The organism is Amycolatopsis sp. NBC_00345 (assembly GCF_036116635.1).
Lineage (GTDB): Bacteria > Actinomycetota > Actinomycetes > Mycobacteriales > Pseudonocardiaceae > Amycolatopsis.
Genome location: NZ_CP107995.1, coordinates 3,685,301 through 3,697,684 on the forward strand (window position 1 = coordinate 3,685,301; position 12,384 = coordinate 3,697,684).

Consider the following 12,384-nt stretch of genomic DNA (forward strand, 5'->3'; position numbering starts at 1 on the left):
ATTCTACACCAACGTAGTAGCAAGCCGGTTCACTGCTCCAGCGGCAGCAACAACGTGAAGACGGCGGGGCGGAGCCGGCCCAAACGAAGGCGGCCGCCTTCGGCCTCGGCGAGCCGGCGCGCCAGCGCGAGCCCGATCCCGGTCCCGTGGGCGCCCGGCGAGCGGCGGCTGAACACGTCGGTGCCGCTCTCGACCCCGTCGCCCTCGTCGCCGACGTCGACCGCGAGGGCGCCGCCCGCGTCGCGGACCGTGATGGTCACCGTGCCCGCGCCGTGGCGGACGGCGTTGTCGAGCAATACCGTCATGATCTGCCGCAGCACCGGGCCGGACAGCCTCGCCTCCGCGACCACGGGCTCGACCCTCAGGACCAGGCCACGGCCGGCGAGCACCGGGGCCCACTCCTGTTCGAGGCCGGCCAGCTCTTCGCCGACCGCGGCCGCGTCCCGGACCGGCGGGGTGTCGCGGGCCAGTGCGAGCAGATCGGTGACGGTCCGGTCGAGCCGGCCCGTGGTGCCGATCCCGGCCAGGATCACCTCGCGCAGATCGGCGTCCGGGTTCTCCAGCGCCGCTTCCAGCTGCAGCTGCAGCCCGGCGAGCGGTGTCCGCAGCTGGTGCGACGCGTCGGCCGAGAAAGCGCGCTCGCGGGCCAGGAGGTCGTCCAGCCGCACTGCCGTCGAGTCGAGCGATTCGCCGACCGAGTCGATCTCCGGGATCCCGGCGCGGCCGGCCCGGATGGTGAAGTCGCCGTCGCCGAGGTCACGGGCCGTCGCGGAGAGCTGCTCCAGCGGCCGGGCCAGCCGCCGCGCCTGGCGGCGGGCCACGGCGTAGGCCGACAGCAGGGCGACGACGGCGAGACCGGCCATGGCCAGCCAGGTCAGCAGCGTGTGCTGGTACACCTCGGTCCGCGCGGTCGCGGCCCGGACGAGCGCCACCACCGTCCCGTCGTCGCTGATCGGCACGACGACAACGAGTTCGTCATCTGTGTCCGCGACCACGACCCCGCCCGTCCGCACCGCATCGTCCGCGTTGTCGAGCGTCTGAGGCCCAGCACCGGCCAGCTGCGCGCCCGCCGGGGTGTAGACGGCGACGAACGTGGGGTCCTCGGTGGCAGGCATCCGGTCCGGGGCGCGGTGGCGCAGGATGTCGGCGGAGACGTCGAGCGCGTACGCGTCAGCGGCACGCTCAAGCTCCGCGCGCTCGGCGGTCACGTAATACTGCGCGACGGCGACGGCCAGCGGGATGCCGAACAGGCCGATCGCGACGAGCGCGGCGAGCAGGGTGGTCAGGACGATGCGGCGGCGCACCCGCTCACCCCTCCGGGGCCTCGAGCCGGTAGCCGTGCCGCCGCAGCGTGGCGATCTCCGGCATCAGGCCCGTGCCGCCCGCGTCGGCGAGCTTGCGCCGCAGCGCGGCGATGTGCACGTCGAGGGTCTTGGTCGAGCCGAACCAGTGCGCGTCCCACACGTCGGCCATCAGTGTCTCGCGGCTGACCGCGGTGCCCGGATCCGCCGCGAGCCGGTGCAGCAGCTCGAACTCCTTGGCCCGTAAGGACAGTTCGGCACCGTCCACAGTGACCCGTCGCGCGGCCGAGTCGATCCGCAGCCGCCCCAGGCTGATCTCCGCGGGCCCGCGGGCGACCGAATGCCGCCGCAGGTGGGCGCGCAGCCGTGCGTGCAGCTCGCCGAGCGGCACCGGCTTGACCAGGTAGTCGTCCGCGCCGGCCTCCAAGCCCACGACCACGTCCATCTCGTCGCCGCGCGCGGTGAGCATGACGATCACGCACGCGGGCTGGGCGCCCCGCAGCTCGCGGCACACCTCGGCGCCGTCGAGGTCCGGCAGGCCGAGGTCGAGCAGCACCAGGTCGCACGGCTGCTTCGCGGCGTCACGCAACGCCGGGCGGCCCTCGGTGAACCAGGCGACCTCGTGCCCGTGCTGGGTCAGGCTCGCGTGCAGGATCTCACCGATGGTGCGGTCGTCTTCGACGAGGAGGACTCGGGCCATGAACCGAGAGTATCCGGCGTTTCCGGGATTTCCCGCGGCCCGGCGACGGCCACGGTCATTTTGCCTTCCGCTAACCGGAAATCACCCGCTTTCTGACCGCTGCCGATTCGCTTCGGGAGCCAGAACGCGTTTTTCCCGGGCCCTAACCCCTTCCTTCCCGGGCGTGCACCGGGAGCGGAATAGCTTTCGGCCATGTCCGTCGATCAGGTCGTCCCCGCTGCGGTCACCTCGCGCCCGAAGCCCCACCGCCGGATCGTCGTGCTGCTGATCGCGGCCCTGTTCTGCTACCCGGCCGGCACGTACGGCTACGCCCTCGCCTATCCCGGCGACGCGAGCTTCACCGTCCGGTCGGTCGACTGGCTGCGCGACCTCGGCCTCGGCGGCGTGGTCAACTCGGTGGAGAACTGGTGGTACACCCGGCATCCGCCGTCCACCGCCCCGCCCGCGCCCCGCGACCTGCCCGCGACGGGCGGCAGCGCCGGGGCCGGGGCCGGGCCCCGGCCACCGGACCTCCCGGTGAGCCGCTTCTCTCCCCCGGGCGAGGGCGTGTGGACTCCCGGCGCCCGCAGCGGCACGCAGGTCGCCGAGTACACCACTTTCGTGCAGCCCGACCCGGCACACGCCGGTGTGGTCGCCGGGGTCGCGTGGCTGAACCAGTCGCTCGTGCGCACGCGATTGTTCTCGGGCACAAAGGATCCCGGCGGCCCCGGCCCGGAGGCGATCCCCGGCGCGCTGCGCGGCACGCTCGTCGCCGCGTTCAATTCCGGCTTCAAGCTCAAGGACTGCCAGTGCGGCTACTACCTCGACGGCACCACCGTCGCACCACTGCGCGACGGCAAGGCGTCGGTCGTGATCGACGACACCGGCCGCGTTTCGGTAGCCCAATGGGGCCGCGACGCCTCGATGGGCCCGCACATCGCCGCCGTGCGGCAGAACCTGGACCTGGTGCTCGACCACGGCGCCCCGGTGCCCGGCCTCGACCAGAACCCGGCCGGGCACTGGGGCAGCGCGTCCAACCAGTTCCAGTACACCTGGCGCTCGGGCCTGGGCACCGACCGCGAAGGCAACCTGATCTTCGTCGGCGGCGGCGGGCTGACCCTGCACACGCTCGCCGCCGCCATGGTGCAGGCGGGCATCCAGCAGGGCATGGAACTCGACATCCACTCCCCGATGGTCACGTTCGACAGCTACCGGCCCGACCTCACGGGCTCGGCGCCGCGGAAGCTGCTGCCCGCCATGCCCGGCCGGGTGAACCGCTACCTGACCGCCGACCAGCGGGACTTCTTCGCGACGACCCTGCGCTTCCCACCTCCGGTCACGTCGTGAACTACGACAACAGTGTAGATTCACAGCATGCGCAGAGGACCCGGTGAGCTGGAGGCCGAGGTGCTCGCCGTGCTCTGGCGGCGCCGCGAACCGGCGTCCGCCGAGCAGGTGCGGCGACGGCTCGACGGCCCGCTCGCCTACACCACCGTGGTGACGATCCTTTCGCGGCTGCATGAGAAAGGCGTGGTCACCCGGGAGAAACGGGGCCGCTTGTTCACTTACAGCCCGGTGGACGACGAACCCGGGCTGGCCGCCCGGAGGATGCGCGCGGTGCTCGACCGGGAGCCCGACCGCGACAGCGTGCTGGCCCGCTTCGTGTCCAATCTGCCGGCCAGGGACGAACAAGCGCTGCTGGAGTTGCTGCGGCACGACCCGGCGGAGGGCTGAGGGCATGGGGCCGGACTTCCTCGTGCCGCTCCTGCTGCCGCCCGCCTCCTGGCCGGTCGCCCGCTGGCTCGCGCCCCGGCTGGCCCCTCGGCTCGCGAGCCGGCTGTTCACCGCCGTCGCGCTGGTGCTCGCCGCCGGGAGTACAGCGGCGCTACTGCTGACGGCCGCGGCCGGGCTGTCCCGGGTGCCGGTGATCGCGCGGCTCGGCGACTTCTCCCCTACCGCTTTCAGCGCGGCCACCGCGGTGCCCGTCCCCGTCGCGGTGGCCAGCGGCGCCTTGCTGGCCACCGCGACGGTCGCGGTCGGCCGCGCGGCGCTCCGTTACCGGCGCTGGTACCGGCGGGTGCACGCGGAACTCGACGGGCAGACCCGCTCGGGAGGCGTGGTGGTGCTGCCCGGCGCGGAGCCGATCGCCTTCGCCATCGCCGGCCGCGGCGGCCGGATCGCCCTCTCCAGCGGCATGCTCGCCGTGCTCGGGCCCGAGGAGCGCGTCGCCCTGCTGGCCCACGAGCGCGCACATCTCAGGCTCCGGCACCCGGTGTACGCCGGGGTCGCCGTTCTCGCGGGCGCGCTCAACCCGTTCGTCCGTCCACTCGGGACCGCCGCGCGGTTCGCGATGGAGCGCTGGGCCGACGAGGCCGCGGCGGAGTGCGTGGGCGACCGTCGCTTGGTGGCGACCGCCGTCGCGAAGGCAGCACTGGCGGGCCGGAACGAGGCCGCGTACGCGCTCGCCGCCGGCAGCGGTCCGGTGCCACAACGGGTTCACGCCCTGCTGGCGGCGCCGTCAACCCGGTCGGGCCGGGGCCTGCTCGCCGCGCTGGCGGTGACCTTCGTGCTGGGCTGCTCCGCGTGGTCGGCCGTCGCCAGCCTGCAGGCCGCGGTCGACCTGCACGCCGGGATCGAGTCCGCCCAGCGGGCCGAGTGCCATCCCGTGCTCACGCAGGAAACCCACGGTCAGGCTCCGCTCCTGGTGACCGGTGAGCATCGCCGGGAGTGCACCGAGCGCTGAGCGCTGAGCTCACCGCGGCGGCGGACTTCTGCGGTATGCCCTGAAGGCCACCTTCAGGGCATCTACGACCCTGAAGGTGGCCTTCAGGGCGCGGCCGCAACCCCGTCGGATCAGGAGTGGGCCGGCTCCAGACCCGAGCCGAGTGTGGCCGGCCGGCGCTGTCCCGACGCCTGCCGGTAGAGGTCCTCGAAGTCGCCGAGAGTGCGAGTCAAGTCGTGGCGGGCGACCAAAGCCCGTCCGGCCGCGCCCATCGCGGTGCGCCGGTCCTCGTCCCCGGCCAGCTCGCCGAGCCGGGCGGCCAGTGCGGCGACGTCGCCCGGCGGGTAGAGGTGGCCGGTGTGCCCGGAGTGCACGAGGTGGGGCAGGGCCATCGCGTCGGCCGCCACCACCGGCAGGCCCGCGGCCATCGCCTCCATCGTGGCGAGGCTCTGCAGCTCGGCGGTGCCCGGCATACAGAACACCTGGCAGCGGGCGTAGATCCGGACCAGCTCGGCGTCCGGGACGAAGCCGTGGAAGCGGACCCGGTCCGCCACGCCGAGTTCAGTGGCCAGTGCGGTGAGCGCGCTCCGGCAGGAGCCGCCGCCGACGATCTCGGCGCGGAGCCGCGGCACCCGTGCGACGGCGCGGACCAGCTCGTCGACGTTCTTCTCGGCGTCCAGCCGGCCGACGAACAGCACCGCCACGTCCCCGCTCGCCGGGGTGGCCCGCGCGGCGTAGTGCTCGAGGTCGATACCGCAGGAGATGACCGTGACCGTACGCCCGAGTCCGTTGCGCGCCAACAGGTCCGCGGCCCGCGGCGTCGGGGTGGTGACCGTGCCCGCGGTGCCGTAGACACGGACCAGGTCACGCCAGGCGAAGCGGATCAGCGCCTGCCGGACCGCCTGCGGCAGGCGGACGTAGCCGAGCAGGTTCTCGGGCATGAAGTGGTTCGTCGCGACCGTCGGCACGCCCCGGCGACGTGCGGCCGACAGCAGCGCGCGGCCGACGGAGAAGTGCGACTGGACGTGCACGACGTCCGGGCGGAGCCGGTCCAGCAGTTCCTCCGCGGCCCGGCGGGCGCCACCCGGCGTGCCGACCCGGAAGGTCGGGTGGAACGGCGTGCCCAGCGAAGGGGCGTCGTGCACGGTGAACGGGGCTTGGTCCAGACCGTCGGCCACGCCGGCGCGCGGGCGGGGCCGGAGGACGTGCACGTCGTGGCCGAGGCCGACCAGTCCGTGGGCGAGCCGGGCGGTGAAGTGGGCCGCCCCGTTGATGTCGGGCGGGAACGTGTCGGCACCGAGCAGGATCCGGAGTCCGGAGGTGGGGCGCGGTTCGGCCATCATGGGTTCCTTGTCAGGGTCGGGCGGATCGCTGAGCGAACCGGCCAGCACCAGCACGCCGGTCACGGCGAGCAGCGCCAGGACCAGGCAGGCGGCGGCCATGGCCGGCACGAGGTGGGGTGTTTCGCCGTAGAGCAACTGGTCCGCGGTCACGGCGGTGAGCGGGTCGAGCACCGTCGTGGCGCCGACGACCACCGCGGTGGGCCCGGCGGCGTGGGCCTGCTGGAGCAGCCAGCCCCCGGCCGCGAGCAGCGCCGCGCCGGCCACGGCGAACCCGGCCGCGGTGACCACAGTGGACAGTTCGAGGGCGGCCGCGCGCAGCACGGCCGAGCCGAGCCCGAACAGCACCGCGGCCGCGGCGGCCAGGCCGAGGCATCTCCCCCGGCCCCGGCAACTGAGCCCGGCCGCGGCGACCACCGGCCCGGCGAGCACGGCCACCAGGACGGCTGTAGTCGTCACGTGCGGCGGCGCCGAGCCCGCGGACGCCGAGACGAGGACGAAGCCGCCGACCCCGGCGCACACGGCGAGCGCCGCGACCCGGGCCTGGCGTGACGCCGTCGCCCGGCCCGCGAGCACCGTCAGCACCAGGCTCAGCACCCCGAGCGGCTGGACAACCGCCAGCGGCGCCAGCGACAGCGCGGTCAGGTGCAGCGCACTGCCCGCGAAGCCCAGCAAAGCGCCCGCCTGCCAAGTCCGTGACCGGGCCAGCCGGCGCAAGCGGGGGACGCCGTCTCGCTGCGCCCGGACGGCGTCGTGCTGCAGCGCAACAGATCCGGCGAAAAAACAGGCGCCGAGCAGAGCCAAGGCGATCGCGAGGACGGTCATCGCGCGCCCGCCCGCACGACCAGGGCGGTAGTCATGAGCGCGCCCACCTCGACCGTCAGCGCCAGCCGTTCCAGCAGCCCCTCCGGCAGTTCGGGCACGAACTGCGCGAGCCCGAACGCCGCCGCGGTCGCCAGCGCCAGCCCCGCGCACCAGCGGAGCCGCCCGGCATGCGCCGACCACCGGGGGTCGGCGCGCAGGGCCCGGGCCAGCGCGCGGCACGCGAACGGGAGGCAGCCGAACAGCACGGCGCCGCCGAAGCGGTGGATCTCGCCGTGCACGGTGATCTCGGTGGCGCTCGCGTTCTCCCGGAACAGAACGACGACGAGCAGGCCCGCCGCCCACAGTACGAAAAGGACATTCACGCCGCGGCTGCGCGGAAGGCCGGCCAGCCGCGCGGCCACCGCCAGCGCGATTCCCCCGGCGAGCAGCAGCACGATCGCGACCGTGAACGGCACCCGGCCCCAGCGCTGCAGCGCGTAGTCGCTGACCGGGTCCCGCCACGGGTCGACCCGCTGCGCGAGCCCGACCGCCAGCCCGCCGATCAGCAGCTGCACAACGCCCCACAGCCCGATCGCCGTCCACACGAGCAGTGCGGCCCGCGGGGGCCGCGGCAAGGTCGTCGTCACCTCGCCCACGATCGTGCGCCCGGATGAGGACTCGATGAAGATCCAGCCGGGTTTGGCTAAGAAACCCCGTCCTGCGGCAGGGTCACCTCGAACCGGGCACCGCCGTGTTCCCCGTTCGCCGCGGTGACGCGGCCGGCGTGCTGGAGCACCACCTGCTCGACGATCGCCAAGCCCAGCCCCGAACCCGGCAGCGCGCGGGCGGACTCCGCCCGGTAGAACCGCTCGAACACGTGCGGCAGGTCCTCTTCGGCGATGCCCGGGCCTTCGTCGGCCACCGCGAGGCGGGCGAACCCGGCTTCGGCGGCCAGCGTCACGGTCACCATGCCGCCGGGCGGGCTCCACTTGGCCGCGTTGCCCAGGATGTTCAGGACCGCCCGTTCCAGCGCCGCGGGACGGCCACGGACCACGGCTTCGTCCGCCGACAGCTCGAAGCGGACGCCCGGCGCGCGCGGCCGGGCCCGTTCCACCGCGGCCCGCACGACCTCGCCCAGCTCCACCGGCTCGACGGTTTCGGGCGACCGGTCCCCCGTCGCCAGTTCCACCAGCTCGCCGACCAGGTCGGTCAGCTCCGCGGACTGCGCGTCGAGGTCGGCCAGCAGGCGGGTGTGGTCGTCGGCGGGCAGGCCGGAGCGGGTCTGCGCGTGGATCAGCAGCTCGATGTTGTTGCGCAGGCTGGCCAACGGCGTCCGCAGCTCGTGGCCGGCGTCCTCCACCAGGCGGCGCTGGTCGTCGCGCGAGGTCGCGAGCGCGGTCAGCATCTCGTTGAAGGACTCGGCCAGCCGGGCGAGTTCGCCGCGGCCCGTCACGGTGATCTCGGCCGACAGGGCCTGGGTGCGGGCCACCTCCCCCGCCGCGGCGGTCAGCGTCTCCACCGGCCGCAACGCCGTCCTCGCCACCGCGCGCCCGGCCAGCGCCGCGGCGAGCACCACGCCGAGACCGACCAGCAGCTCCCAGAAACCCAGCTCCGCCAAGGTGCGCTCGACCCCTTCGGAGTCGCGGGCGACCTGCACCGCGCCGCCGCCCGCCCGGGCGGCGATCCAGACGCGGTAACGGTCCGAGCCGATCTTGTCCACCTCCGACCCGACCGCGACGGCACCGGCCGCGACCTGGAGCGCTTCGGCGCCGACCGGGATCGCCGACGCTTCGCCGCCGACGGCAGTGGGCACGCCGGCGGCGTCGAGAAACTGGACGGTGAGGCCGATGCCGTGCCCCGTATCCGCGCTGTCGCCGTCGTGGTCGGTCGATCGCAGGGCGGCCAGCGCTTCGGCCGGGGACGCGGATTTGGCCGCCACCTGTGCGTACGCCTGCAGCTGCGCGTCGAACTGGCGGTACAGGTTCGCGCGCGTCACCAGCCACGACGTGAGCGAGACCGCGACCACGGCGACGGCCACCGCGGCGACCACCAGCACGGTCAGCCGGGCCCGCAGCGTCAGGTCCCGGATCCGTGGTCTCACAACGGATCCTCGCGCAGCACGTACCCGACGCCACGAACCGTGTGCAGCAGCCGGGGCTCCCCGCCCGCTTCGAGCTTGCGGCGCAGCGAGCCCACGTACACGTCCAGGCCATTGGACGCCGCGCCGAAGTCGTAACCCCAGACCTGTTCGAACATCACCGCCCGGGTCAGCACCAGCCGCGGGTGGCGCAGGAACGTCTCGAGCATCGAGAACTCGGTCCGGGTGAGCCGCACCGGGCGGTCCCCGCGAGTCACCTCGCGGGTGCCGGGATCGAGGACCAGGTCGGCGAACTCCAGCGGCTGCGGCCCTTCCGGCTCGGCCGCGGAGCCGTACTCGGTGCGGCGCAGCAGCGCCCGGACGCGGGCCAGCAGTTCCTGCAACGCGAACGGTTTCACCAGGTAGTCGTCGGCGCCCGCGTCCAGCCCCGCCACGCGGTCGCCGACCGCGGTCCGGGCGGTGAGCATCAGGATCGGGACGTGATTGCCCTCCGCGCGCAGGAGCCGGCAGCTGTCGAGCCCGCCGAGCACCGGCATGGTGACGTCGAGGATCACCCCGTCCGGCCGTTCCGAGCGGATCAGCTCCAGCCCGCTCGCGCCGTCCGTCGCGACCGAAACCGCGTAGCCCTCGAAGCGCAGCGTGCGCGACAGCGAATCCCGCAGCGCGGCCTCGTCATCGACGATCACGACGTGCACCCGAATCCTCCGCGTCTCCCCAGCCGGAAGCTATCAACGCCAAGCTGAGAGTCCGGTTAACGCACGGCCAGCGCACGGTTAAACCGGCCCGCAGGCAGCGGTGGGACCCCACCATGGGCGGCATGACTGCCGACGACTGCCCGCCGCCGGAACCCGCCGGACCGGCCCGCCCCGGGCTCGTGCGACGGCTGGGCACCGGCGACGCCGTGGTGATCGGGCTCGGCTCGATGGTCGGTGCCGGCGTGTACGCGGCGTTCGGTCCGGCCGCGAAAGCAGCCGGCAGTGGCCTGCTCGTCGCGCTCCTGGTCGCCGCGGCCGTCGCTTATTGCAACGCGGCGTCCTCCGCTCAGCTGGCGGCGCAGTACCCGACCTCAGGCGGCACCTACGCCTACGGACGCGAACGGCTGGGCCCGTGGTGGGGATTCACCGCGGGGTGGGGATTCGTCGTCGGCAAGACCGCCTCGTGCGCCGCGATGGCGCTGACGTTCGCCACCTACGCGGTCCCCGGCCCGTGGTGGCTGCAGCGCCTCGTCGCCGTAACCGCGGTGGTGGCGCTCGCCGTGCTCAACAGCCGGGGCGTGACCCGGACCGCGCAACTGACTCGCGTGCTGGTGGCGGTCACCCTGACCGCACTCGCCGTGGTGGTGCTGGGCATCGTGTTCGGCGGCTCGGCCACCCCGGCGCGCCTCGGTGGCTGGCCGGCGTGGACCTCCGGCGGCCTCTACGGCATCCTCCAGGCCGCGGGGCTGCTGTTCTTCGCCTTCGCCGGCTACGCCCGGATCGCCACGATGGGCGAGGAGGTACGCGAACCCGCGCGGACGATCCCGCGCGCCATCCCGATCGCCCTCGGGATCGCGGTGGGCGTGTACCTCCTGGTCGGCACCGCGGCGCTGCTGGCGTCCGGGCCGGGCCACCTCGCCGGTTCGGCCGCGCCGCTGGCCACCGCGGTCACCGACGCGGGCGCCGGGGTCCTGGTTCCCGTGGTGCGGATCGGCGCCGCGGTGGCCAGTCTCGGTGCGTTGCTCGCCTTGATCGCGGGTGTCGGGCGGACCGTACTGGCCATGGCGCGCAACCGGGATCTGCACGGCCGGCTCGCGGCGATCCACCCGCGGTTCCGGGTGCCCCACCACGCCGAACTGGTGCTCGCGGTCGTCGTCTCCGTGCTCGTGCTCACGGTCGACCTGCGCGCGGTGATCGGGTTTTCCTCCTTCGGCGTGCTGGTCTACTACGCCATCGCCAACCTCGCCGCGCTCACCCAGGAACAGCGGCATCGGCGGTGGCCGCGTTCGCTGTCCGTCATGGGCCTCGCCGGGTGCCTCGCGCTGGCCACCACCCTGCCGTGGATCTCGATCGCCGCGGGGGCCGCCGTGTTTCTCGCCGGGCTCATCGGCCGCGGCACCATCCTGCGCCTTCGCCGGTCGGACGCCGCGAATTCGCCGTAGCGGAGCCGGCAGTGAGCCGCGCCGGGATCAGCCGATGCCGAGCACGGACTCGGCGGTGGTCCAGTCGGTCAGCATCGCGTGCTGGGCGTCGGAGAGATTCGCCTGGCCGGCGCAGACCGCTTTCTTCACCGCGTTTTCGACGGAATCCTTGCTGTAGGAGTTCTTGTCCCCGGAGTGCGGCTCCGGCCACAGGTTCTTGGGGTCTCGGGGCGCACCACCGAGCTCGAGTGGCAGGAAGTGGTCCTCTTCGTAGTCGGCGAGGCTGGTGTCGCTGTAGCCGTAGTCCTTGATCCCCTGCACCTTCAAGGGGTTGGTGTACGACGTGGGCGGGCGGATCGTGGAGGTCCAGCCGGACACGCAGATCGTCGAGTCGATGGTGGACTGGGTGACGTCCGGATTGGTCGCGCCCGGCGTGCAAGCGGGATCGGGCAGCGGCAGGTAGGACTGTGAGCAGGACGCCGCCGGCGACGCAGATACGGCGACCGGCGCCGCCGCATGCGCGGCCGGGGCGGTCAGGACCACGGCGACGGCGAGGCCCGCGACCGGGGCGGCAGCGCGCAGCAGGGAGATCGACATCGGAACTCCTTCCGAGCCGGCCGCTTCCGGACCCGGAGGACCGGCGCCGGACTCGACGGTGGGGACGGACGTCTCGGGTGCGGACAGCAGGGTCCGGACCCGAGGTGCGCAAAGGATCAGCCCCGACCGCGAGTGATCACCACCTACTACCGTAGGAATATGTCGGAAATTTACCGATGGATAACCTTCACCGTGACGAAAAGACGAAATCGGGCAGACGCGCTACCGCGTCCCGGGCGGCGAGGTCAGCGTGGCAGCGCTGGCCGGTTCATGGCTGTTGTCCGTTGCAGGGCAACCGTTCCGCCTGCGCCAGTTGTCCGGCTGGCAAGCCTGAGACCGGCCGGGACGATCTACTTGGGAATTACGAAAAGGGCCGAATATACTATTGTTCGTACTCGCGATTTCCTTGTCCCGGAGAAATGCCCGGGCGGGCATCGGCAAGGAAAGCGAGTGAAGGGTCGTCGATTACCAGGTGTCGTGCACCAGGTCCTCGACGCGTCCCTATCGCCCGGACGGGGCGGAGCCGCGGGCCCATGCGCTGAACTCCTCGTCCGCCACCGGCTCCGTCTCGGGGAAGCCCGGCGTCGAGCGAGCCCGCCGGCGCGAAGCCGGCCCCTCGGCCGGACCCGTCAACGAGCGCGACCGGGTCGGACGGACAGGCCCCCGGCACCGCGGCGCATCGCACCCCAAGATTCTCGGCCTGGCAGCAAGCCCCCCACCTGCTCCG

The 12,384-nt window shown here is 73.4% G+C and carries 11 protein-coding genes; 4 read left to right on the forward strand and 7 right to left on the reverse strand.

The annotated features are described in order from the left end of the window. Positions 1–29: 29 nt before the first annotated feature. Together OG943_RS16180 and OG943_RS16185 are read right to left on the reverse strand one after the other, a co-directional pair. Positions 30–1,304, reverse strand: a complete 1,275-nt coding sequence (locus OG943_RS16180) for a sensor histidine kinase (protein ID WP_328610589.1) — start codon at positions 1,302–1,304, stop codon at positions 30–32. Between the two features lie 4 nt (positions 1,305–1,308). After that, positions 1,309–2,001 carry a response regulator transcription factor gene (locus tag OG943_RS16185; RefSeq protein WP_328610590.1) on the reverse strand — a complete coding sequence of 231 codons (693 nt, stop codon included), beginning with the start codon at positions 1,999–2,001 and terminating at the stop codon, positions 1,309–1,311. Between the two features lie 192 nt (positions 2,002–2,193). Here OG943_RS16185 and OG943_RS16190 point away from each other — a divergent pair, with 192 nt between their 5' ends. From OG943_RS16190 to OG943_RS16200, 3 genes are read left to right on the forward strand one after another with little or no spacing between them, the layout of a single operon-like run. Further along, positions 2,194–3,327, forward strand: coding sequence for a phosphodiester glycosidase family protein (locus OG943_RS16190; RefSeq protein WP_328610591.1), 1,134 nt, complete (start codon positions 2,194–2,196; stop codon positions 3,325–3,327). 27 nt (positions 3,328–3,354) lie between these two features. Next, entirely contained in the window at positions 3,355–3,714 is a 360-nt protein-coding gene (locus tag OG943_RS16195; protein ID WP_328610592.1) for a BlaI/MecI/CopY family transcriptional regulator, read from the forward strand. A gap of 4 nt (positions 3,715–3,718) precedes the next feature. Beyond that, complete coding sequence (locus tag OG943_RS16200; protein WP_328610593.1) at positions 3,719–4,723, forward strand: M56 family metallopeptidase; 1,005 nt, start codon at positions 3,719–3,721, stop codon at positions 4,721–4,723. 110 nt (positions 4,724–4,833) lie between these two features. On the opposite strand, the gene OG943_RS16205 is transcribed toward OG943_RS16200, so the two are convergent. Genes OG943_RS16205 through OG943_RS16220 form a run of 4 tightly spaced genes read right to left on the reverse strand, consistent with a single transcriptional unit; the run spans position 4,834 to position 9,639 of the window. Then, positions 4,834–6,867, reverse strand: a complete 2,034-nt coding sequence (locus tag OG943_RS16205) for a glycosyltransferase (RefSeq protein WP_328610594.1) — start codon at positions 6,865–6,867, stop codon at positions 4,834–4,836. Next, positions 6,864–7,493: a DUF998 domain-containing protein gene (locus tag OG943_RS16210; protein ID WP_328610595.1), complete on the reverse strand. Its 630-nt coding sequence runs from the start codon at positions 7,491–7,493 to the stop codon at positions 6,864–6,866. Before OG943_RS16210 ends, OG943_RS16205 begins: the two co-directional genes overlap by 4 nt. A 56-nt stretch (positions 7,494–7,549) precedes the next feature. Beyond that, the gene (locus OG943_RS16215) at positions 7,550–8,947 is read right to left on the reverse strand and encodes a HAMP domain-containing sensor histidine kinase (RefSeq protein WP_328610596.1); all 1,398 of its coding nucleotides are present in this window, start codon (positions 8,945–8,947) and stop codon (positions 7,550–7,552) included. Further along, complete coding sequence (locus OG943_RS16220; protein ID WP_328610597.1) at positions 8,944–9,639, reverse strand: response regulator transcription factor; 696 nt, start codon at positions 9,637–9,639, stop codon at positions 8,944–8,946. Before OG943_RS16220 ends, OG943_RS16215 begins: the two co-directional genes overlap by 4 nt. A gap of 122 nt (positions 9,640–9,761) precedes the next feature. Here OG943_RS16220 and OG943_RS16225 point away from each other — a divergent pair, with 122 nt between their 5' ends. Continuing rightward, positions 9,762–11,081: an APC family permease gene (locus OG943_RS16225; protein ID WP_328610598.1), complete on the forward strand. Its 1,320-nt coding sequence runs from the start codon at positions 9,762–9,764 to the stop codon at positions 11,079–11,081. Positions 11,082–11,108: 27 nt separating this feature from the next. On the opposite strand, the gene OG943_RS16230 is transcribed toward OG943_RS16225, so the two are convergent. Then, positions 11,109–11,657 (reverse strand): hypothetical protein, encoded by a 549-nt coding sequence (locus OG943_RS16230; RefSeq protein ID WP_328610599.1) that lies wholly within the window; start codon positions 11,655–11,657, stop codon positions 11,109–11,111. Between the last annotated feature and the right edge of the window lie 727 nt (positions 11,658–12,384).

Coding starts and splice junctions, on each gene's coding strand:
- OG943_RS16185 (WP_328610590.1), bottom strand. CDS start 2,001: ATGGCCCGAGTCCTCCTCGTCGAAGACGACCGCACCATCGGTGAGATC.
- OG943_RS16190 (WP_328610591.1), top strand. CDS start 2,194: ATGTCCGTCGATCAGGTCGTCCCCGCTGCGGTCACCTCGCGCCCGAAG.
- OG943_RS16195 (WP_328610592.1), top strand. CDS start 3,355: ATGCGCAGAGGACCCGGTGAGCTGGAGGCCGAGGTGCTCGCCGTGCTC.
- OG943_RS16200 (WP_328610593.1), top strand. CDS start 3,719: ATGGGGCCGGACTTCCTCGTGCCGCTCCTGCTGCCGCCCGCCTCCTGG.
- OG943_RS16205 (WP_328610594.1), bottom strand. CDS start 6,867: ATGACCGTCCTCGCGATCGCCTTGGCTCTGCTCGGCGCCTGTTTTTTC.
- OG943_RS16225 (WP_328610598.1), top strand. CDS start 9,762: ATGACTGCCGACGACTGCCCGCCGCCGGAACCCGCCGGACCGGCCCGC.
- OG943_RS16230 (WP_328610599.1), bottom strand. CDS start 11,657: ATGTCGATCTCCCTGCTGCGCGCTGCCGCCCCGGTCGCGGGCCTCGCC.